This window comes from Rhodoferax sp. (assembly GCF_034520025.1).
In the GTDB taxonomy this organism is placed as follows: Bacteria; Pseudomonadota; Gammaproteobacteria; order Burkholderiales; family Burkholderiaceae_C; genus Allorhodoferax.
The window spans coordinates 1,833,694-1,855,619 of sequence record NZ_JAXHNZ010000002.1; the positions used below are offsets into that span (position 1 = coordinate 1,833,694).

General features: G+C 62.3%; 19 protein-coding genes and 1 riboswitch. Of the genes, 1 reads left to right on the forward strand and 18 read right to left on the reverse strand.

Translation table 11 applies throughout. The features are described 5' to 3' along the window. Positions 1-3: 3 nt before the first annotated feature. On the reverse strand, positions 4-1,107 hold the full coding sequence (locus tag U5L73_RS17030) for a DUF695 domain-containing protein (protein WP_322563450.1): 1,104 nt from the start codon (positions 1,105-1,107) through the stop codon (positions 4-6). A 63-nt stretch (positions 1,108-1,170) separates the two neighbouring features. Then, the gene (locus U5L73_RS17035; protein WP_322563451.1) at positions 1,171-2,352 is read right to left on the reverse strand and encodes an acetyl-CoA C-acyltransferase; all 1,182 of its coding nucleotides are present in this window, start codon (positions 2,350-2,352) and stop codon (positions 1,171-1,173) included. 68 nt (positions 2,353-2,420) lie between these two features. Between U5L73_RS17035 and U5L73_RS17040 the strand changes: the two genes are divergently transcribed. After that, positions 2,421-4,034: a Do family serine endopeptidase gene (locus tag U5L73_RS17040; RefSeq protein WP_322563452.1), complete on the forward strand. Its 1,614-nt coding sequence runs from the start codon at positions 2,421-2,423 to the stop codon at positions 4,032-4,034. On the opposite strand, the gene thiE is transcribed toward U5L73_RS17040, so the two are convergent. The 16 genes from thiE to glyS all read right to left on the reverse strand — a co-directional run bounded on the left by thiE (position 4,018) and on the right by glyS (position 21,917). Beyond that, entirely contained in the window at positions 4,018-5,667 is a 1,650-nt protein-coding gene (thiE, locus tag U5L73_RS17045) for a thiamine phosphate synthase (protein WP_322563453.1), read from the reverse strand. The genes U5L73_RS17040 and thiE overlap by 17 nt on opposite strands. A gap of 7 nt (positions 5,668-5,674) precedes the next feature. Then, on the reverse strand, positions 5,675-6,631 hold the full coding sequence (locus U5L73_RS17050; RefSeq protein ID WP_322563454.1) for a thiazole synthase: 957 nt from the start codon (positions 6,629-6,631) through the stop codon (positions 5,675-5,677). Between the two features lie 15 nt (positions 6,632-6,646). Further along, positions 6,647-6,886: a sulfur carrier protein ThiS gene (gene thiS, locus U5L73_RS17055; RefSeq protein WP_322563455.1), complete on the reverse strand. Its 240-nt coding sequence runs from the start codon at positions 6,884-6,886 to the stop codon at positions 6,647-6,649. Then, positions 6,883-7,926 (reverse strand): FAD-dependent oxidoreductase, encoded by a 1,044-nt coding sequence (locus U5L73_RS17060; protein WP_322563456.1) that lies wholly within the window; start codon positions 7,924-7,926, stop codon positions 6,883-6,885. Before U5L73_RS17060 ends, thiS begins: the two co-directional genes overlap by 4 nt. A gap of 2 nt (positions 7,927-7,928) precedes the next feature. Then, positions 7,929-9,830, reverse strand: coding sequence for a phosphomethylpyrimidine synthase ThiC (thiC, locus tag U5L73_RS17065; RefSeq protein ID WP_322563457.1), 1,902 nt, complete (start codon positions 9,828-9,830; stop codon positions 7,929-7,931). An 88-nt stretch (positions 9,831-9,918) separates the two neighbouring features. Continuing rightward, a riboswitch (TPP riboswitch) is annotated at positions 9,919-10,019 on the reverse strand. A gap of 249 nt (positions 10,020-10,268) precedes the next feature. Beyond that, on the reverse strand, positions 10,269-10,583 hold the full coding sequence (locus tag U5L73_RS17070; RefSeq protein WP_322563458.1) for a CcdB family protein: 315 nt from the start codon (positions 10,581-10,583) through the stop codon (positions 10,269-10,271). After that, positions 10,583-10,852, reverse strand: a complete 270-nt coding sequence (locus U5L73_RS17075; RefSeq protein ID WP_322563459.1) for a type II toxin-antitoxin system Phd/YefM family antitoxin — start codon at positions 10,850-10,852, stop codon at positions 10,583-10,585. Before U5L73_RS17075 ends, U5L73_RS17070 begins: the two co-directional genes overlap by 1 nt. Before the next feature lie 44 nt (positions 10,853-10,896). Next, positions 10,897-12,723 (reverse strand): bifunctional isocitrate dehydrogenase kinase/phosphatase, encoded by a 1,827-nt coding sequence (gene aceK, locus U5L73_RS17080; RefSeq protein WP_322563460.1) that lies wholly within the window; start codon positions 12,721-12,723, stop codon positions 10,897-10,899. Between the two features lie 70 nt (positions 12,724-12,793). Next, positions 12,794-13,459: a carbonate dehydratase gene (gene can / locus U5L73_RS17085; protein WP_322563461.1), complete on the reverse strand. Its 666-nt coding sequence runs from the start codon at positions 13,457-13,459 to the stop codon at positions 12,794-12,796. An 8-nt stretch (positions 13,460-13,467) separates the two neighbouring features. Continuing rightward, entirely contained in the window at positions 13,468-15,471 is a 2,004-nt protein-coding gene (locus U5L73_RS17090) for an LTA synthase family protein (RefSeq protein ID WP_322563462.1), read from the reverse strand. Between the two features lie 5 nt (positions 15,472-15,476). Beyond that, the gene (locus U5L73_RS17095; protein WP_322563463.1) at positions 15,477-16,658 is read right to left on the reverse strand and encodes an isovaleryl-CoA dehydrogenase; all 1,182 of its coding nucleotides are present in this window, start codon (positions 16,656-16,658) and stop codon (positions 15,477-15,479) included. A gap of 58 nt (positions 16,659-16,716) precedes the next feature. Beyond that, complete coding sequence (locus tag U5L73_RS17100; protein ID WP_322563464.1) at positions 16,717-17,229, reverse strand: MerR family DNA-binding transcriptional regulator; 513 nt, start codon at positions 17,227-17,229, stop codon at positions 16,717-16,719. Positions 17,230-17,343: 114 nt separating this feature from the next. Then, positions 17,344-18,315, reverse strand: a complete 972-nt coding sequence (locus U5L73_RS17105; protein WP_322563465.1) for a SprT family zinc-dependent metalloprotease — start codon at positions 18,313-18,315, stop codon at positions 17,344-17,346. 14 nt (positions 18,316-18,329) lie between these two features. Beyond that, positions 18,330-19,073 (reverse strand): lysophospholipid acyltransferase family protein, encoded by a 744-nt coding sequence (locus U5L73_RS17110; RefSeq protein ID WP_322563544.1) that lies wholly within the window; start codon positions 19,071-19,073, stop codon positions 18,330-18,332. A gap of 53 nt (positions 19,074-19,126) precedes the next feature. Then, the gene (gmhB, locus tag U5L73_RS17115) at positions 19,127-19,675 is read right to left on the reverse strand and encodes a D-glycero-beta-D-manno-heptose 1,7-bisphosphate 7-phosphatase (protein ID WP_313874139.1); all 549 of its coding nucleotides are present in this window, start codon (positions 19,673-19,675) and stop codon (positions 19,127-19,129) included. A 13-nt stretch (positions 19,676-19,688) separates the two neighbouring features. Continuing rightward, positions 19,689-21,917 (reverse strand): glycine--tRNA ligase subunit beta, encoded by a 2,229-nt coding sequence (glyS, locus tag U5L73_RS17120; protein WP_322563466.1) that lies wholly within the window; start codon positions 21,915-21,917, stop codon positions 19,689-19,691. Positions 21,918-21,926 lie beyond the last annotated feature (9 nt).

Here is a 21,926-nt window from a genome sequence, read left to right on the forward strand (position 1 = left end):
TGTTCAGGCCAGATAGCCTGCGTACTCAAAGTAACCCGACCACGCGGGGTCGAAACTGGCCTTGATCTCAGCATCCGCGGCTTCAGGTCGCGCCAACAGGGGGGCCAGCGTCTGGCGCGCCAAGGCCTCGTCGACTACGTAGTAAAGCGCTTGCCGGCGGCCCTCTTTGGCCAGGGTCAGCACCATCAGGCCTTGGTGCATTTGCTGCAGCAGCATGCCTGCCTGGTCTTGCAGAGCCTGGGCCCGAGCCTGGGCGCCCTCGTCTGCCGCCGGCAGGTCCAGGGTCCATGCGGTGGCCAGGTCGGCGCGCATGGCAACGGCGTCTGCACTCAGGTTCACCGCCACAAAGCCGGCTTCTTGCGCGTCAGACGCGTCCTCGGTGACGGTGTCGTCGTCGCCCCAGGCAAAGTCGTCGAGCTCGATCTCATTGCCGGAATCATCGACCGCACAATTGAACTGGAGCTCCATGCCCTCCCAATGCGCCTCGCCGGTCGGGAAAATGCCGGTGCGGCCCAAAGTCTCTACCCAAAAGGTGTCAAACACCTGCGCCAGCGCGCTCAAGGGCGTCCAAGAAACCGGGGCGTCAGGCGCCGGGGTCACAAAGTCGATGGCCCCGACCTTGACCGCAAAATCGTACTCACCCAACACATGGTCGAGCATGATGAAAGCCATGTGCCGGGCCTGCTCCGCCAGGGCCTCGGAGACCTCGGGCTTGAAGTGGAGCTCCAGGGCCACACGGCCGTCGTCTTGCTCCAGGGCGACCATCACCTCTGAGGTCGAAAGCTCCAGCCCGTCCATCTGGATCGAAAAATCGGCTTCCGGGCTGCGCGCCCTGAAGGCAGTCACCCCGAAGTGCTCCAACGCGGGCGCAGCACCCGCCACCTGGGACAACAAGGGGAAAAACTCGATATGGCCATGGGCGGTCAGCACCAACTCCAGCCGGGTGGCATCGGGGGCACCCAGCACCTCCAGCGTCACACCGTGCAGGTATTGGCTGGCGAGTGCGTTGATCTGCTCCACACGATCGGCCGGGGGGAGTTGAAAGAACGCGGCTTCCTGGACTGCGAATTCGCGCCAAAAGCTGGCGATCTCGGGGGTGGGCTGCATGGATATCCTGAAAATAGTGAAGGTCGCTAGTATTTCAGAAGCTGGGTCCGCAGCCCGCCCGGTTTACAGCAGCTCCAGGGCGACCGCGGTCGCCTCACCGCCACCGATGCACAGGGTGGCCACGCCCTTTTTGAGGCCCCGGGCCTTCAACGCGTGAATCAGAGTGACCATGATGCGTGCACCCGAGGCGCCAATCGGGTGGCCCAGCGCGCAGGCGCCGCCGTTGACATTCACTTTGTCGTGCGGAATGTTGAGCTCGGCCATCAGTGCCATGGGCACGACAGCGAACGCTTCATTGATTTCCCACAGGTCCACGTCTTCCACTTTCCATCCGGCCTTGGCCAACAGCTTTTGCGTGGCACCCACAGGGGCGGTAGCAAACCAATTGGGCTCTTGGGCGTGGGTAGCGTGTGCCACGATTTTGGCCAGCGGCTTGCAACCGAGGTCTTTGGCGGTGCCCTCGCGCATAAGCACCATGGCGGCGGCGCCGTCGTTGATGGAGCTGCTGCTGGCGGCGGTGATGGTGCCGTCTTTTTTGAATGCGGCCTTGAGCGCGGGAATCTTGTCCAGCTTGATCTTGCCGGGGCCTTCGTCGATGCTCACTTGCACCTCGCCGGCGCGGGTTTTCACTGTGACCTGGGTGATTTCCGCCTCAAACGCTCCGTTTTTAATAGCTGCTTGCGCACGCTCTACGCTGGCTGTGGCGAAATTATCTTGTTGTTCGCGGGTGAAGCTGTATTTGGCGGCGCAGTCTTCCCCGAAGGTGCCCATGGAGCGCCCGGCCTCGTAAGCGTCTTCCAGGCCGTCGAGCATCATGTGGTCCATCACGCGGTCGTGCCCGATACGGATGCCGCTGCGGCCCTTGAGCAGCAGGTGGGGCGCGTTGGTCATGCTTTCCATGCCGCCAGCCACCAACACATCGTGGCTGCCGGCCAGCAGCATGTCGTGCGCGAACATGGCCGCGCGCATGCCGGAACCGCACATCTTGCTCAGGGTCACCGCACCGGCGCTTTTGGGCAAGCCGCCCTTGAAAGCCGCCTGGCGCGCAGGCGCCTGGCCCTGGCCGGCCATCAGGCAGTTGCCGAAGATGACTTCCGTGACCAACTCGGGGCTGATACCAGCGCGCTCCACCGCAGCTTGAATAGCGGCACCACCCAAGTCGTGGGCGGCAAGAGAAGCGAAGTCGCCCTGAAAGCCCCCCATGGGGGTGCGGGCGGCGCTGACGATCACAACGGTTTCTGGCATGGTCTTCCTCGGGGTCAGGTGAATGGCACAACGCCAACCATCAATTGACGTTTACGTAAACGTCAATTGTGGCAGAAAATCTTTACCGCAGCTTCACCCCGGGCTCACACGTCTTCATGCGGGGCGTGCACCATGACGGCATGACCCATGATGCCCGCTTATCACCCGCCACCCCGGCCACTGCGCCCCACTCTGTGCCCACATTGCCACGCCCGCACCACCGCCTCACGCGGCTGGCCGCACTGCTGTGCGCAAGCGCCTGTGTGTGGGTCAGTGCCCAGGCACAAACAGCTCCTGAACCGCTCGCACCGGCTGTCCCGACCAGCACCATTCGCAGCCTGGGCACCCCAGACTTTGCCCAGATCGTGCAGCGCTACGGCCCGGCGGTCGTCAACATCAGCACCAGTGGAACCCGGCTGGTCACCGCCGATGGCAAAGACGGTACGGGCAACACCAAAGGCGCCGACAACGACGACCCGACCCAGCTGTTTTTACGCAGATTCCAGGAGCAATTCGGTGCCAGCGGCGCGAGCATGCAGATTCCGGTGAATGCCAAAGGCTCGGGCTTTATCGTGAGCGCTGACGGGCTGGTATTGACCAACGCCCATGTAATTGCCCACGCCAGCGAGGTCACCGTCAAGCTGACCGACCGGCGCGAATTCAAGGCCAAAGTCCTGGGCAGCGATGCCAAAACCGATGTGGCCGTGCTCAAAATTGAAGCGGCAGGCCTTCCGGTGGTTGCCATCGGCCAACCCGCCAACCTCAGCGTGGGCGAATGGGTGCTGGCGATTGGCTCGCCCTTCGGCCTGGACAACACGGTCACCACCGGCGTGGTGAGCGCCAAGGGCCGCACCTTGCCCGACGACTACACCGTGCCCTTTATTCAGACCGATGCGGCCGTCAACCCCGGCAACTCTGGCGGGCCGCTGTTCAACGCCGCAGGCGAGGTAGTGGGCATCAACTCGCAGATCTACACCCGCAGCGGCGGCTACCAGGGCTTGAGCTTTGCCATCCCAATCGACCTTGCGCAATCGGTGGCGCGGCAGATTGTGGCCACGGGCCAAGCCTCGCACGGGGTGCTGGGCGTCTCAGTACAAGAGGTCACGCAAGCGCTGGCCGATGCTTTCAAACTGCCGCGCCCCATGGGCGCCCTGATTTCAGACGTCCGCCCGGACAGTGCCGCCGCCAAGGCCGGCCTGCAGTTCGGCGATGTGATCGTGGCGGTAGATGGCCACCCCATCCAATCCGGCAGCGACCTGCCGCTGTGGATCGCCATGGCGGTGCCCGGCCAGCAAGTGGTGGTGGATGCCCTGCGCGGAGGCCGTGCGGTGCAGGCCCGCGCCACGATGGACGACCCCGCCCAGCGCACTGCCGCCCCCGCCAAGGGCCAGCCGCAAGTGCCCTTGATTCCCCAACTCGGCGTAGCAGTGCGCCCTTTGTTACCGGTAGAGCTGCGCGCGGCGGACGCGCGTCACGGCCTGATGATTGAAGCCGTCCAACCCGATGCCGGGAAGGCAGGCCTCACGCCCGGCGATATCCTGCTCGCGATTAACGAAGTACCGGTGACCTCGGTAGAGCAAGCCCGCGCCCTACTGGCCCAAGCCCAGGGTTTGGTCGCCCTGCTGGTGCAGCATGAGGGCGAGAAGAACTACCTGGCGGTTACGCTCAAGCCGGCGGGCTAGTCGCCCAGCCGGACAACAAAGCGGCGCAGGCCGCTTCCGGGTCGCCTGCCTTCGTGATGGCCGAAATCACCGCGGCACTGGCTGCGCCTGTAGCAGCCACCTCTGCCACATTGCCCACGTCAATGCCCGCAATCCCCACCACCGGCAATGGCAACACACCGGCCCAGTAACGCAGGTTGTCCAAGCCCTGGGGGATCCAGGGCATGTCTTTGCTGTGCGTGGCAAAGATGGGGCCGCAGGCGATATAGCTGGGCCGAAGCGCCCACGCGCGCGCGACCTCCCAGTAGCTGTGGGTGCTGAGGCCGAGGCGCACGCCAGCGCCCCTCAGGGCCTGCAGGTCCACCTGGGCTAAATCTTCCTGCCCCAAGTGCACGCCATAGGCGCCATGCTGCAACGCGAGTTGCCAGTGGTCGTTAACAAAGAGTTGGGTGCCGGGCGTAGCGCGGGCCACCGCCACCGACGCCTGGATTTGCGCCGCAAGCGTAGGGTCGGCAGGGTCTTTGATGCGGAGCTGCACGGTGCGGATGCCGGCGGCCACCACCCGCTCGACCCATGCAGCGCTGTCCACCACCGCGTACACACCCAGCGCCGGATGGCTGAGCGCCGCAAAAGGGGGTGCCGCGTCATCCACCACCGGCGCGGTAGCACCGGGCAGTGTGAACGCAGGCAAGTTGGCGATGTGGTGCGCAAAGTCCGGCTGCGGGGCCACCGGGCCGGCGCCCTGCCCGGCCGGATAGGCGTGGCGGAGCGCATGGGTGGTGGCCATTTTGGCCAAGACCACCGCGTCGGCCACACAGTAGCCGCCAGCTAGGGCAGCCGCGGCGGTCGAGGCAAAGGTACACCCAGTGCCGTGATGGTGGCCGGTGCGGACCCGAGGCAGGCTGAGCCAGCCCGTGGCCTGCGGGCTTTGCAACCAATCGCAGGCCAGACCATCCGCCTGCACCTCATCTCCGCCGGTGATGACCACAGAAAAGCAGTCTTGCGCCACCATTGCATCAGACGGCGCCCACTCCCGCGTGCCCATACGCCAACGGACTTGCAGGGCTTGCGCCAGCGCAGGCGCAGCCGCGGCCTGCAAGGGGTGGTCCGGCACGCCGGCGTGGAGCAAGCGCAAGGCCTCGGCACGATTGGGGGTGATCAGGGTGGCGCGGGGCAGCAGCTGGCGGCAATAGGCGTCGAGCAGTGCCTCGTCCACAAAGTGGGTGCCCGTGGTGGAGCCCAGCACCGGGTCCACCACCAAGGCGACCGCATGCCCGTCAGCACGCAGCCGGTCTACCCATCGGCAGACCACGCGCAGGTTGTCCACGCTGCCCAGCAAGCCTGTCTTAATGGCCTGTGGCGGCATGTCTTGGGCGAGTGCGGCCAGTTGCGCGTCCAGCAGCTCGGGGCTGACCGGCTCTACCCGGGTGACTGCCAACGAGTTTTGCGCGGTGATAGCGGCCACCGCCGTGCAGCCGTGCACGCCGAATGACTGCATGGCTTTCAGGTCCGCCTGCAGGCCGGCGCCGGCACCGGAGTCGGAGCCGGCAATGCTCCAGACCACCGGACGTTGGCCGGCAGGTGCGCGGGCGAATTCAGTACCAAAAGTGCTTCCAGCCCGCATAGGCGTTGCGCGAATAGCTTCATTTTTCATAGCACTCTCACAACAAAATAGGATGACCTGCCACAGGGGTAGACGCCACCGCCATGTCCTGGCGGGCCATGACCCCGGCTTCAAACGCCAGTCGGCCCGATTCGATACCGAGCTTGAACGCACGGGCCATGCGCACCGGGTCTAGTGCGTGAGCCACGGCGCTATTGAGCAGCACGGCGTCCAGCCCTAGCTCCATGGCCTGCACCGCGTCGGCGGGCGAACCGATGCCCGCGTCCACGATGAGGGGCACGCCGGGCAGGCGGGCTCTCAGCGTGCGCAGTGCGCCGGGGTTCACCAGCCCCTGCCCGGAGCCTATGGGCGCACCCCAGGGCATGAGGATGTTGCAGCCAGCATCCAGCAGGCGCTGGCAAGTCACCAAGTCGTCCATGCAATACGGGAACACTTCAAAACCGTCTCTCACCAACTGCGTGGCGGCAGCCTTTAGCTCAAACGGATCGGGCTGCAGGGTATGGGCGTCGCCCACGACTTCGAGCTTGATCCAGGTGGTGTCGAACAGCTCGCGCGCCATGTGGGCCAGGGTGATGGCTTCGCGGGCGGTGTGGCAGCCGGCGGTGTTGGGGAGCAGGTGGGCGCCGGTGGCTTTGATGAGAGCGAAGAAATCGCCCGCCTCGGCTCCGTGGGCGAGTTGGCGGCGTAGGCCCATGGTGACGACTTGGGCGCCGGAGGCTTGGATGGCGTCTTGCAGGATTTGGGGGGATGGGTAGGCTGCAGTGCCCAGGAAGAAGCGGCTGGTGAGGGTTCGGCCGCCTATTTGCCAATCGTTGGTTTCCGGGGGGCGACTTGGCGGCAGCGTGCTCTGCTCCGTGTCCCCCGCCCGCTTTGCGGGCTCCTCCTTAACCTGCGCAGAACACACTGCCGCCAAATCTCTGGGTGTGGCGGTTGAACGCTCGAGACCATCCATCTTTTGATCGGCAGTACTTTGCTCAGCTGCTTCGTCATTCATATCTGGATTCATGGATCAACCGCCTTCAATGGGTTGAAAGGTCAGGATGGTGTCGCCCTCGGCCAGCGGCTGCTGCGCGCGCTGGCTGCGGGGCACGAAGTTGCCGTTGACGGCGGTGGCCAATGCGGCGGGCAGCACTCCGCGTGCGTCCACCCAGGCTTGCAGGGTCCGGGCACAAGTGGTTTCAGGGGTGCCGTTCACCCTGATGGTGAAGGTTGCCGGCTCGGTGGTAGTCAGGCTGTCTCGGAGGGTCATAGCTTCAGCTCGTGCAATGCCTGCTCCACCAATGCCGGGGCGATGAGCCAGCCGTGGCGGAAGAGGCCGTTGATTTCTGTTTTGCCTACGCTCTGGCGAATGGCGGGCAGGTTGTCGGGCAATGCGGGGCGCAGGTTGGTCTCGGTGTGCACCACGCGCGCCTCAGCAAGTGCGGGCATCACGCTGTGGGCTGCACTGAGCAGCTCCAGCGTGCTACGCAAGGACACTGGCGAGCGGTCTTCGCTTTCGATCTCGCTGGCACCCACCACGATCACATCGCCAGGGCGCGGCACCATGTAGATCGAGTGGCGCGGGTGCAGCAGGCGCGCCGGGCGGTGCAAAGGCACTCCGGGCGCGTGCAACCAGAACACCTCGCCCCGCACACCGCGCACCGGCAGCGCGGGCTTGGCACCCACACCGCGCACGTCGAACACGTGGTCGAAGTGATGTTGTGCTTCACCGACCTGGATGGCGCCTGCGTCCACCGCCGGGACAGTACTAGCCCAGTGCCATTGCACACCTTGCGCAGTGGCTTGGGTGGCCAGCGCCTGCAAGGCCTGTATGGGATGGATCTGCCCTTCGCTCGGCAGCAACCACGCCAACGCAGGGCCTTGGATAGAAGGCTCCAGCGCACGCAGGGCATCCATGGTGATTGGCTCCGGTTGCTTCGGCGCATCGGCCCTCGCTTGCAGCAAGGCGACCACACGCTGGGCAGCACCCGCATCGCTGCGGTGTGCCAGAAGCAAGCTGCCGTGCATGTGCAGGGCTACTGGCTCAGACAGTGCCTGCACGATCTGCGGCCACAGCTGGCAGGAGCGAACACCGAGCGCAAACACCTCAGCGCCCGCTCGCTCCAGCTCAGCCACCGGGCTGAGCATGCCGGCTGCTGTCCAACCCGCAGCCTGTGAGCCCGAATCCGCACGCGGCCCGGGGCCACTGGCGGGGTCAAACACCTGCACGTCGTGGCCCGCGCGGCTGAGCGTGAACGCCAGCAGCCGCCCGAGCACACCGGCGCCGGCAATGCCTATGCGCAGTGCCATGGTCAGGCCTTGGTGTCGTCGGTCGCGGCCTTCACCGGGTTGATGGGGATGTAGATTTCCCCGCCCACCTTTTTGAACTCGCCGGACATCACCTCCATGCCCGACTGCAGCGCCTGCTCTTCGCTCACGCCCAGGTTCTTGGCGTAGTCGCGCACCTCTTGGGTGATCTTCATGCTGCAGAACTTGGGACCGCACATGGAACAGAAATGCGCCACCTTGGCGCCCTCGGCGGGCAAGGTTTCGTCATGGAATTGCTTGGCGGTGTCGGGGTCCAGCGAGAGGTTGAACTGATCCATCCAGCGGAACTCGAAGCGCGCCTTGCTCAGCGCATCATCCCGCGCCCGCACACCCGGGTGACCCTTGGCCACATCGGCCACGTGGGCGGCAATCTTGTAGGTGATGATGCCGGTCTTCACGTCCTCGCGGTCGGGCAAACCCAGGTGTTCCTTCGGAGTCACGTAACACAGCATGGCGGTACCGAACCAGCCGATCATGGCGGCACCAATGCCGCTGGTGATGTGGTCGTAGCCCGGCGCGATGTCGGTGGTCAGCGGCCCAAGCGTGTAGAACGGGGCTTCGCCGCAGTGCTTGAGCTGCTCGGTCATATTGGCCTGCACCATGTGCATGGGCACGTGGCCGGGGCCTTCGATCATCACCTGCACATCCTGCTGCCAGGCCTTGTGCGTGAGCTCGCCCAGGGTGTGCAGTTCGGCAAACTGGGCTTCATCATTCGCATCGGCACCGGAACCGGGGCGCAGACCGTCGCCTAGCGAGTAGCTGACGTCGTACGCGCGCATGATCTCCGTCATCTCGTCGAAGTGCGTGTACAAAAAGTTCTCTTTGTGGTGCGCGATACACCACTTGGCCATGATGGAGCCACCGCGCGAGACGATGCCTGTCACGCGGTTGGCCGTCAAGTGGATGAAGGGCAAACGCACACCGGCGTGCACCGTGAAGTAGTCCACGCCCTGCTCGGCCTGTTCGATCAGTGTGTCGCGGAAGATTTCCCAAGTCAGGTCTTCGGCAATACCGCCCACCTTCTCCAGCGCCTGGTAAATCGGCACGGTGCCGATGGGCACCGGGCTGTTGCGAACGATCCAGTCGCGCGTAGTGTGGATGTTTTTGCCGGTGGACAAGTCCATCACCGTGTCGGCACCCCAACGGATGGACCAGACCAGCTTTTCTACTTCTTCTTCGATGCTGGACGTGACGGCCGAGTTGCCGATGTTGGCGTTGATCTTCACGAGGAAGTTGCGCCCGATGGCCATGGGCTCCAGCTCGGTGTGGTTGATATTGGCGGGAATGATGGCGCGGCCGCGGGCCACTTCATCCCGCACGAACTCGGGCGTCACCACCTTGGGGATGCTGGCACCGAAACTGTTGCCGGCCAGGCGCTTCTCGCGGTCCGCATTGCTCAGGTACTGGGCTTGCCATTCCAGGTTTTGGTTCTCGCGCAGGGCGACGTATTCCATCTCGGGCGTGATGATGCCTTTGCGCGCGTAATGCATTTGCGTGACGTTGGCGCCACTCTTGGCACGGCGCGGCTGGCGCTGCAGGCCGGCGGCTTGAGCGCGCAGCGCGGCAAGGGCATCTATCTCGCCGTTTTTCAGGCCGTCGTCCAGCGCAAAGGGTTTGCGGCCTTCGTACAACTCGGTGTCGCCACGACCGGCAATCCACTGCTCACGCACCAGCGGCAAGCCGGAACGCACGTCGATGTGGGCACGCGGGTCGGTGTAGGGGCCGGAGGTGTCATACACCGTAATGGCCTCGCCATTGCTCTGCATGATTTCGCGCAGTGGCACCTGGATGTCAGGCCGGCTGCCTTGCAGATAACGTTTGGTGGAAGCGGGAAGCGGCTCGCGCGTGAGGCGGATGAACTGGGCAAGCTTGTCGGGTGCGTTCACTGGGAAATCTCCGGGTTAACGCCCGAAGAAAGAGAAAAACACGCCCCCGAAAACTTGGAATGAGCCACGGCCCGCACGGTACACGGCCGGGGGCACTGCTCTGCACTTCTTACGCTGGTATGAACCAGATCAAGTTCACGGGTTTGGTATCCATCTCAGCGCAACCACTGCGCACCCCGGGCAGAGCGGAGTGTACGACAAAGGAGCAAACCCTAAAAAGAGTCCCCCATTGCTGACAACTAACATCCCCAGGAGAACCATAGACCACAAAAAGCATAGACACCAAGCGCCATTGCGATCAACCCATTCAAGATTCGCGTGCGAAGCAGAATGACATTCGGACCAGACCAGATCACGGCTCAGGTAGCGCAGCAGCGATGCGTACCTTTAATCGCTTTTGTGAATAAAGATGGCGCGCATAGCCATCCGGTTCCTGTCCTAAACACCGCTCAGCACTGCATCCATCGCCGCGATGATGTCATCTGCGCGTTCACGCAAGGTTGTAACTTTAGACTTCAGATGCCGCTTGTCCAGTGGGGCCGCTTCAAACGGAACCAACATCAAACTCTGGCCCTTAACTTGCACCAACGGACACAGGCGCTGCGGCAGGCTGGAGGCGGGCAAGGAGGTCAGAGCGAGTGGCACGACCATGCGCGTAGCCAGTGCTTTGAGCAGGTCGCTTTGCACGTCCAGCACATAGGGGTACACATCCCGCATGCGCGGGCTCGGGTTGGGGTAGACGTCGTACTGCATTACCAAACTCGCAGATCATCACACCAGAGCCCGTTCTTTTCAAAGCGGGCGTTTTGCTCGTCTATCCATGCCTTGTGCGTTTGGTTGAACGCCTTTTGGCGCTCCGCCAAGTTCTTGGGTTGGCTGGCCGCTTTCAGCGCCTCAAAGTCCTGCACTGACAAAATGACACTGTCAATGCGGCCATCTTTTTCAACAAAAACAGGCTCCGCTTTTGCTTGTGCGCAGACGTAACCGAAACGGTTTTTGGCTTCTGTGGCGGTGACTTGCATGGGATGCCTCGTTCAGATGGTGTTGGCTATTTTAGCCAACCAACTTAGCTACGGGCGAACCGCTTGTCTTTCTCATACGGGTACACATCGTGCACATACCCCGCCGCAATCCGCTCCTTTTGCGTTTGCCAAAAGGCGGGGTCCAGCAGGTTGGCGTGGTACTGCATGAAGACGTAGCGCACCAGCGGGTTACCCAGCAAAAACGGGGCAAAGGTTTCCGGAAACACATCGCGCGGGCCGACGGCGTACCAGATCTCGCCAGACATTTCTTCTTCCTCGTTGCGCGGTTCGGGCACTTTGCGGAAGTTGCAATCGGTGAGGTATTCGATCTCGTCGTAATCGTAGAACACGACCTTGTTGTTGCGGGTGATGCCAAAGTTCTTCCACAGCATGTCACCGGGGAAGATGTTGGCAGCCACCATGTCTTTGATGGCGTAGCCGTAGTCGATCACCGAGCGCTCAATCTGGTGCCGCGCCCGCAGAGCCTTGGGGCTCTGGTTGCTGCGGTCCGCGCCACCTGCATCAAAGGCTTCTTGCAGGTACATATTGAGCGGAATCATGCGGCGCTCGATGTAGACATGCTTGAGGATGACCTCGATGCGACCATCGCCATCGCGGTCGCTGATTTCAAGCTGGCTGGGCGCAAACTGCCGTAGCTCGGCAATCAGTTCGTCGCTGAAGCGGTCGTGCGGAAACGCCACATCGCCATAGTCCAGGGTGTCCGCCATGCGGCCCACACGGTCGTGCTGCTTGACCAGTTGGTACTTCGCCCGCACCTGCTCTCGGGTGGTTTCTTTCTGGTGCGGAAAGTAGTCTTTGATGACTTTGAACACATAGGGGTAGCTGGGTAAATCAAACACCAGCATGACCATGCCCTTGATACCGGCGGCGATACGAAACTTGTCGCTACTGTGTTGCAGGTGGTGCAAAAAGTCGCGGTAGAACAGCGTCTTGCCCTGCTTGGCCAGCCCCAGCGCGTTGTAGATTTCGTTGCGGGGTTTACGCGGCATCATGCTGCGCAAGAACTGCACATAGGCGCTCGGTATCTCCATGTCCACCATGAAATACGCCCGCGCAAAACTGAAGAGGCGCAGAAGATCATCCTCCCCGAACAGCGCCGCATCGATACGCAGCTGGCCGTCTTTGCTGTGCAGCACCGGCAGGGCAAAGCCGGCTTCGGTGTAGCCGTTGATCAGCTTGCCGATGATGTAGCCGCCCTTGTTACGGAAGAACAGGCTGGAGAGCACCTGTACCTGAAAGTTGGCGAGCAGTTTGGCCTCGCCCAACTGCCGGGTCATGACCGCCAGCACGTTGCGGGCATCGCGCTCCAGGTCTTCAAATGGCACCCGCAGGTCAAAGTCCTGCACCATGCGCACCAGCTGCGCCTGCACGTCGTCCACCGTGGGGTAGTAGCAGCGGTAGGTGGGCTGGTAGAGGGCGCCCGGCGCATCGAGGTTTTCGATGTACTCGGTGCTGACCGCAGGCCGCACGAAAATGAAATCGTTCTGGAAGTAGCTGCGGTGCAGGATCTTGGTGGTCACCGAGTTGAAGAAGGTCTCGGCCAGTTCCGGCTGATGGTGATTCACCAACAGGCCGATGTAGTGCAGCTTGATCTGCTGCCACACCTCGGCGCCCTGCTCGCCGGCCTTGAACTCGCGCTCCAGCCGGCGCGAACACTCTTGCACCCGCAAGCCGTAAAACTCGATGCGCTCGCGCTGGGCGCGCTGCTGGCCATGCCAGTCGCGGGTTTCAAACCGGTGCTTGGCCCGCGCACTCTCGGTGCGGAAGAGTTGGTAGTGGCGGTTGAAGCCATCGAGCAGCGCGCGGGCGATGTCGTAGGCAACCGAAGAGTCAAGCCGGGTGGGGAACATGCGCAACGCTCACTATGTTTTTGATAGCTACCCGCGCATATTCCACGAGGGCTAGAGTTCGATTTGATGCCTAACGCGCGTGGCGCGGCATCAAGCGCACACCGGAGATGGCTTCGCGGTACAGCGCATCGAGGTTGTCCTCGCGGCCTACCGTCATGTGCAGGTCCTGCACCAGGCCGTCGTGCACGCCGTACACCCAGCCATGCAGGGTCACTTCCTGCCCGGCGGCCCAAGCGTCTTGCAGCACGGTGCTCTGGGCCACATTGACCACTTGCTCGACTACATTGAGCTCACACAGGGCCGCCGCCTTGCCGTGTTCGGGGATCAGGTCGAGCACATCGCGATGGCGGTCCCGCACGTCTTGAATATGGCGCAGCCAGTTGTCGGCGAGGCCGATGCGGGCGCCTTCGAGTGCTGCTTGCACGCCCGAGCAGCCGTAGTGGCCCACGACCATGACGTGCTTGACCTTGAGCCGCTCCACCGCGAACTGGATGGTAGACAAAGCATTCAGGTCGGAGTGCACCACCACGTTGGCTACGTTACGGTGCACAAAAATTTCGCCCGGTGCCAAGCCGATGATTTCGTTGGCAGGGACGCGGCTGTCGGAGCAGCCGATCCACATGTACTTGGGCTTTTGCTGGTTAGCCAGTCCGGTAAAAAAGCCGGGGCGCGTGCGCTCCATCTCCGCCGCCCACGTGCGGTTGCGGGAAAAAAGGTCGTTGAGTTTGTCTGTCATAGCCGTGATTATTTCTGAAGAGAGATGCGCACATTCCAGTCGAGGAGTCCGTACCGGGCACGTTCCTGCTGATCGTCGAGCGCGTTGAATTCACATTGCGCCGGCGGCGTGGCCGCGGTGCACACAAAAGACTTAGGGTTGCCCAGCTGCCACATACCCCGGGCGTTGCGCGCCTCGCCGGTAAAAAACAGGCCGCGCGGCGCATTCATGGGGTCGGGTTGCGCCGGCAGCGGCTTGAGCAGATTGCGGCCCGAGTTCACATAGCCGCCCTCAATGCCAGCCAAGGGGAACAGGGTGTTGAACATGTCCCGGTGGCTGGCGGGCTGCGTCAGCTGGTTGCCGCACTGCAGCTTGTCGCCCCAGATGACAAAGGGTACCTGCCGCATGAGGTAGCGGCGCTTGGCATCGGCATAGACCCCGAAAGAGCGGACGTTGTGGTCGCCCGTGGCCGCCACGATGGTGTTCTCCTTGAGCGGGCCTTGTTGCACGGTCTGCACAAAAGCGCCCAGCAGGTCGTGTGCGTAGCGGTAGGTGTCGAGGTTGGGCACCAAGGTGGCCTCGCTGGTTTCGCCCTTCCATTGCGCCATGTCCAAAGGCACCCGTTGGTAGTCGGCGGGCAAGTCGTAAGGCGGGTGGTTGGTCGCCGTGAGCACGAACACGAACAAGGGCTTATTCTTGGGTTGGGCAGCCATGCGCTTTTCAAGGTAGCGGTAGACGAAGCTGTCCCACACGCCCCACAGGCCTACCGTGGCCTCGGGGTAGTCGGCCTTCAGGTTGTTGGCATCAATGACCTCGTCAAAACCCTGAACTTTTAACACCCGGTTCAGGTCGCGCCAGCCGGATCGGGCCGAGGTCACAAACAAAGTGTCATAACCCGCCTGCTTGGCTACCTGCGCCACGCCCCAGGGCAAGGGCTTGCGACCGGCATCGCCCATAGTGAGCGGGGTGATGGGCGAGGAAAACAAAATGGCTTCCAGCGACGGGTGGGTGCCGGGCTGCGCCGACTCGAAATTGCTGAAATGGCAGGCTTTATCCAGGGTGGGTGCCATGCGACCCAGCACATCGAAAGTGGGACTCTGGTAAAGCATGGGCTCCGCGCTCCAGGACTCCATCAAAAAGAACACCAGATTTTTTTTCGCGGTGGTGGCAGGCAACGGGTCGTGGCGGTAGAGGGCGTCACGCACCTCGGCCTCGGTAGCATGGGGCAGGCCCAGCACCTGTGCTGCGGCCTGTGGCGAGTCAAAGCCCAGCGCCTTGAGACCCACCAGCGGATCCGACAAGTTCTGCGATTGGCGCCGGTTGTCCCATGCGTATTTGAGTGCGATGACGCCATTGGGCACCATGTCATTCAAGAACTGCGAAGTGGTCACTGTAAGGTGCTGGCGCTGTAGTGCCATTTGCCGGAGGGTGCCCTTGCCTGCAAACAACAATGCCAGCAACGCCACCGCCACCACCACCAGCCGCAACCCAACGCTGCGGTGCTGCAAGACGGTGTCCGGTTGCACAGCGTGCGCGGCCATGCGGTGAACCGCTATGCCCAGCACCGTGGTTACGGCTACCGCGATCAACGTACCAACAATCGGGAAATCGTGCCAAATGGTTTGAAGCACCGCTGCGGTGTCATCCTCAAACAGACCAAAGACGACCGAATCGATCGGCGTTTTGTAAAAGCCAAAGTAATGAAGGTTGATGAAGCCGAGAAACACAAACAGCAACACCAACCCCGTCACCAGGCGCCGGTACAACGCAGAGGGCGCCCAAGGCAACACCAACAACAGCAAAAAACCCGCGATTGCACTAACCTTCAGGTCGAAGCGGAAGCCTTGCAATGCGACCGCGGCGAGGTCTGCACCCGCGGCGTGAAAGTCTTGTGGCCAAAAATACGCCAGTTGCCCCCACCGAACCACACTCAACGCCACCACCAAGGGCACGATGAGCACCCAGGCGCGCATCAGGCCGCGCAGGCTGCCGTTGAGTAAAAGGGTCAGGGTACGGGCAATGGCATGTTTCATAGCCCCTACATTGTCTCAGCGAACAGCTCCCGTCCTATGAGCATGCGGCGGATCTCGCTGGTACCCGCTCCGATTTCATAGAGCTTGGCGTCGCGCCACAAGCGCCCCAGTGGGTACTCGTTGATGTAGCCGTTGCCACCAAAAATCTGCACACCCTCGCCCGCCATCCAGGTGGCTTTTTCAGCGGTCCACAAAATGACCGAAGCGCAGTCTTTGCGGACCTGGCGCACATGCTCGACGCCCAACAAGTCCAGGTTTTTCGCCACTGTGTAAGCGAAGGCCCGGCCGGCCTGCAGCACGGTGTACATATCAGCCACCTTGCCCTGAATCAGCTGAAACTCGCCGATGCTTTGGCCGAACTGCTTGCGGTCGTGGATGTAGGGCACCACGTTGTCCATCACCGCCTGCATGATGCCCAGCGGCCCGCCAGAGAGCACCGCGCGCTCATAGTCCAAGCCGCTCATCAGCACCTTGGCGCCGCCATTGACCTGCCCCAGCACGTTGGCAAGCGGCACTTCCACGTTGTTGAATACCAGCTCGCCGGTGTGGCTACCACGCATGCCAAGCTTGTCCAATTTCTGAGCGATGCTGAAGCCAGGCATGGACTTCTCGATCAGGAAGGCGGTCACCCCGCGTGCACCCAGCTCGGGCTCGCTCTTGGCGTAGACGACCAGGGTGTCGGCATCCGGGCCGTTGGTGATCCACATCTTGTTGCCATTGAGCAGGTAGTAGCCGCCTTTGTCTTCGGCCTTGAGCTTCATGCTCAGCACATCGCTGCCGGCGCCCGGTTCGCTCATGGCCAGGGCACCCACGTGCTCACCGGTGATGAGTTTGGGCAGGTACTTGGCCCGCTGCTCGGGCGTGCCGTTGCGCTTGATCTGGTTCACGCACAGGTTGCTGTGCGCGCCATAGCTCAGGCCCACCGACGCGCTGGCGCGGCTGATTTCTTCCATGGCCACCATGTGGGCGAGGTAGCCCATGTTGGCGCCGCCATATTCCTCACCCACGGTGATGCCGAGCACACCCAGGTCACCCATCTTGCGCCACAAGTCCATGGGGAACTGGTCGCTGCGGTCGATCTCCGCGGCGCGGGGGGCGATTTCGGCTTGGGCGAACTCGCGCACGGCATCGCGCAGGGCGTCAATGTCTTCGCTGAGTTGGTAGTTCAGTCCGGGCAGGTTGCTCATGGTGGTCTCCTCGTTGTAATGGGGTTATGAGTCGGCGCGATGACGCGCGGCACAGCGCTCAGGCCTGTGCGGTTTTTTTGCCAGTCGCTTTGCCTGGCACTTTGGCAGCCGGTTTGTGGGCTGGTTTCACAGGGGCTTTATTACTTGTCTTGGAGCCCGGCTTGCCGGAGACCTTGTCGGCGTGGGCCTCGCTTTTAGCCAGCAGCGCCTTGGCCTCACGCTGGTGAACTTTGATCTCATCGAGGTTGGCCTGCAGGTCTGCCATTTGCTCTTCGACCTGTTTGCGGTGGGCGGCCAACACGTCCAGAAACTTTTGCAACTGCGCGCCGGTGTCGCGCGGGCTGTCGTACATCTCGATGATGTCTTTGGCCTCGGTCAGGCTCAGGCCCAGGCGCTTGGCCCGCAGGGTGAGCTTGAGGCGGGTACGATCCCGCCCGCTGTACACCCGGTTGCGCCCGCCGGGGCCCGTGCGCTCGGGCTGCAAAAGCCCCAAGTCCTCGTAGAAGCGGATAGCGCGGGTGGTCAGGTCGAACTCTTTGGCCAGGTCGCTGATACTGAAGGTGGTGCTCATGGTGCGGTACAGCTACGGCCGGGCCGTAGAAAGTTGACGTTTACGTAAACGTCAATTATGAATCAAAAGATTCCACACCGGAGAGCCGCAAGCCCGCAGGGGCGGCTCAGGGCCTCACCACTTGGGTATTGCCGGGTCCTTGAGGGTGTGGCGTAGCTCAGCGTAATCAGGCACGACGGTGCGCACCGTGTCCCAGAAGCGGGGGCTGTGGTCCATGACTCGCAAGTGGCTCAACTCGTGGGCCACCACGTAGTCGATGACCGGCAGCCTGAAATGAATCAAGCGCCAGTTGAGGCGAATGGAGCCATCGCTTTTAGCACTGCCCCAGCGGGTGCCCGCATTGCTCAGGCTGAGTTTTTTCCATTGCACTTGCAACTGCGGCGCAAAGTACTCCAGACGCTGCAAAAACAAGGCCTTGGCCTCTCGCATCAGCCAGGCCTGCACCGCATCGCGGATTTGCGCTGCTGTGGCCGTTTGCGGCAGAGCGACCCGCAAACTGCGCACACCCGCGTCGTCTGCCTGCGCATCCAGCGCAGCACCTTTGGCGGTGAACGCATGTGCAGAATCCAGCGCAATGCGCACCGGCACCCCGAGGTACGGAAACTCGGCACCCTGCGCCCATTCAATTTGCGCTTCTTGCTGGCGGGTGGTGCGTTCGCGGGTTTCGCGCAGTTTGCGCAGGATCCACTCGGCCTTTTCTTGCAGCGCCGCGTCTACTTCATACAACGGCGTCCAGCGGGGCGCCCGCACCGCCAAGCCATCAGGCCCGACAGAGAAACCGATGGTTCGGCGCTTGCCTCGGGCAAAGGCGTAGCGCACCACCGCACCGTCGAGCCGTACTTCGCGACTGGCCTGCGGGTGGCTGTAGTGGACAACCTGGATAGCTTGGGCAATCGGCTGACCGGGCTCAAAGGGCCCCCGCTCTACTGGGGGTGCCCCCGTCACTACGCCGGCCGCCGAATCAGGGGCAGCGACGGGCGAGCGTCTTTTTGCTACTCTTTTAGGAGCTATAGGCGCAGTATTTACCGGGGCGGGAGCCTCAAAAGGCTCAAAAAGATCGAGCGTAAAGCGCAGCAGCGGATGCATGGCGCGGACCTGCTTCAGTCTTTGGCTGGGTAAGCCTCGGGGTCCAGGCGGCGCATTTCAGCCTCGATCCAAGTTTGTACTTCCTGCATCAAATCTTTGGGGTCACGGCCTTCGCTGGGAATGGGTCTTCCAATCGACACTTCCACTACGCCGGGGGTTTTGATGAAGGCTTTGCGGGGCCAGCATTTGGCGCTGGTCACGGCGACCGGAATCACCGGCGCGCCGGTTGCCACGGCGAGGCGGGTGCCGCCCAGCTTGTAGTTGCCCACCTGTCCACGCGGGATCCGGGTGCCCTCGGGAAACATAATGACCCAGATACCTTGCTCCAACAGGCGTTTGCCCTGCTCCACCACTTTACTGAAAGACTCGGCACGCTGGCTGCGGTCTATGTGGATCATGTCCAAACGCCCCATGGCCCATCCAAAAAACGGCACATAAAGCAGTTCTTTTTTGAACACATAGGCCAGCGGGTGCGGCATCAAGGTGGGCATCAAAAACGTCTCGAACGTTGACTGATGCTTCACCAGCAAAATGGCCGGCGCGGTGTCTCCGGTGGGCAGGTTTTCCCAACCGATCACGCGGGTGCGGATACCCAGCAGCACGCGGGCACCGCCAATCGCCCAGCCCAGCCAGCGCACCGCCATCCACCACAGCGGCTTGCCGCGCACCCGGATCGAGGCGACCACCATGATGATGCCCCAGGGGATCACGGTCACCAACATCCACAGCATGTGCAGGCACGACCGCAACACAGCAATCAGCCAGTTGGGCTTTTTGTGTGTGGGGATAGATACAACGGGGGGCATGCCGCTCATGTTCGGGTTACCAGGTAATCGGCAAAAGCCATCAGATCGTCATGGACGCGGGTGCCCGGCGGGTAGTTGTCGGGCAGTGGCCGACCGCGCAGCGCGGCGGCTTTGCCGGTCAGTACTAGGTGGGGCTCGCAGCCGACCGCAGCACCGGCAATCAGGTCGCGAGCCGAGTCGCCCACGCCTGGCACGCCATGCAAGTCAACACCGAAGCGCTCGCCGATCTGCTCAAACAAGCCTGGCTCGGGTTTGCGGCAGCGACAGTTGTCGTCGGGTGCATGGGGGCAATAAAAAATGGCGTCCACTTTGCCCCCCACCGCTGCCAGCATGGTGTGCATTTTGGCGTGCATGGCGTTGAGCGACACCACGTCAAACAAGCCCCGCCCCAGGCCGCTTTGGTTGGTCGCCACCACCACACGCCAACCCGCATGGTTGAGTTTGGCGATGGCCTCTAAAGCGCCCGGCAAGGGGCGCCACTCGTGAGAGCTCTTCACAAACTCCGCACTGTCTTCGTTGATGGTGCCGTCGCGGTCGAGAATGCAGAGTTTCATACAGCGCTTTCGGTCAGGCCGCGAGCTTGGACAGGTCGGCCACGCGGTTCATCGCCACGTGCAGGCTCTTGAGCAGGCCCAAGCGGTTCAGACGCAGATCGAGCTGTTCTGCGTTGACCATGACATCTTCAAAGAAGGCGTCAACCGGCAGGCGCAAAGCTGCCAAAGACTGCAGCGAGGCGGTGTAGTCACCAGCTTGCCACTGGCTCTGGGCCTGGGGCAGCACGGTTTGCATGGCTGCGAACAGCGCCTTTTCGGCTGCTTCTTGCAACAACACCTCGCTCACGAGTGCGTCCACATCGTCGGTCTTTTTAAGGATGTTGCTGATGCGCTTGTTGGCTGCGGCCAACGCAGCGCTTTCGGGCAAGGCCGCAAAGGCGCGCACTGCGGTCAGGCGCTTGGCGACATCACCCAGACGCTGGGGCTTGAGGGCCAACACAGCATCTACCTCTTGGGCACTGTAGCCCTGCTCACGCAGGGAGCCGGCCAAGCGGTCGAACATGAAGTCCACCAAAGCAGCACGCGAGGATTCGTCAGCGAAACGCTTGGAATGACCATAAGCTACTACCCGGTCACCACCGTCGCCCTTCATGGACTGAGACGCGGCATCCGCTTGCGCTTTGCTCCACGCAACTTGGATGGACTCATCCTCGTAAACAGCCCAAGCTGCTCCGAGAGCAATATCCAATCCGAGCGGCAAGTCTTTTTCGACCAACATGCGGATCACACCCAGCGCGTGACGGCGCAGGGCGAACGGGTCTTTGTCCCCGGTCGGCAGGTTGCCGATGCCGAACATGCCGACCAGGGTTTCCAGCTTGTCTGCCAACGCGACCACCACACCCGCGGTGTTGCGGGGCAGCGCATCACCCGCAAAGCGGGGCTTGTAATGGTCTTCGATCGCATGGGCGACGGTCTCACCCAAGCCATCGTTCAAGGCGTAGTAGCCACCCATGATGCCTTGCAACTCGGGAAATTCGCCCACCATGTCGGTGACCAGATCCGTCTTGGCCAATTGCGCGGCCTGGTCGGCTTGATCCACCAGTGTTGCATCGCCCAGTTGGGCTGCAATGGCCTTGGCAATTGCGCGCACACGCTCCACGCGCTCGCCTTGGGTGCCGAGCTTGTTGTGATACACGACCTTGCCCAGACCGTCCACGCGGGAGGCGAGCGTCTTTTTACGGTCCTGGTCGAAGAAGAACTTGGCATCGGCCAAACGGGGGCGCACCACGCGCTCGTTGCCGCCAATCACCAAGCTGGCGTCATCGGGGTTGATGTTGCTCACCACCAAAAACTTGTTGGTGAGCTTGCCGGCGGCGTCCAGCAGCGGAAAGTACTTCTGGTTGGCCTTCATGGTCAAAATCAGGCACTCCTGCGGGACGTCGAGGAATTGGGCCTCGAATTCGCAAATCAGCACATGGGGGCGCTCCACGAGGGCGGTCACTTCGTCCAGCAAGGCAGCATCTTCGATGGGTTTGCAGTTCCCACCCACCTTGGCGGCCGCAGCGTCCAGCTGGCGAACGATGTCGGCGCGGCGCTCTGCAAAGCTGGCAATCACCGCGCCATCTTTGGCCAAAGTAGCGGCATAGGCGTCGGCATCGGTAATCACTACGGGCGACACCGTAGCTTCAAAGCGATGGCCTTCGGTGTGATTGCCGGCGTGCAGACCGAGGGCTTGCACCGGCACCACATCGCTGCCGTGCAAAGCCACCAAGCCGTGCGCTGGGCGCACAAAGCTCACACTGGTCCAGCCGGGCAACTCGCAGCCGCTTTGCAGCTGGTAGCTCATAACCTTGGGGATAGGCAACTTGGCAATACTCTCCAGCAGTGCCTTTTGCAGGCCGTCCACCAAGGTGACTCCGGTGACCATGCTGTCGTAGAACAAGGCTTCCGCCTTACCGTCCACGGCGCGCTTGAGGGTAGAAACCGCGCTGGCATCGGCGCCCAGGGCTTGCAATTTTTTGAGCAAGGCGGGGGTTGCGTTGCCGGATGCATCAAGGCCCACGGCCACGGGCATCAGCTTTTGCGAGACAGCTTTGTCGGCCGCTTGAGCCGACACCGCAGCCACATGTACAGCCAAACGACGCGGAGATGCGAAGTGTGTCACGGCAGCATCCGCGGCTACCAGACCTTGTGTCTTGAGCGAGTCGGCCAGCACCGTGGCGAACGCTTCGCCCAATTTCTTCAGCGCCTTTGGTGGCAGCTCTTCTACAAACAGTTCGACCAGAAGGTTTTTTGTTGTCATGTCTTAGTT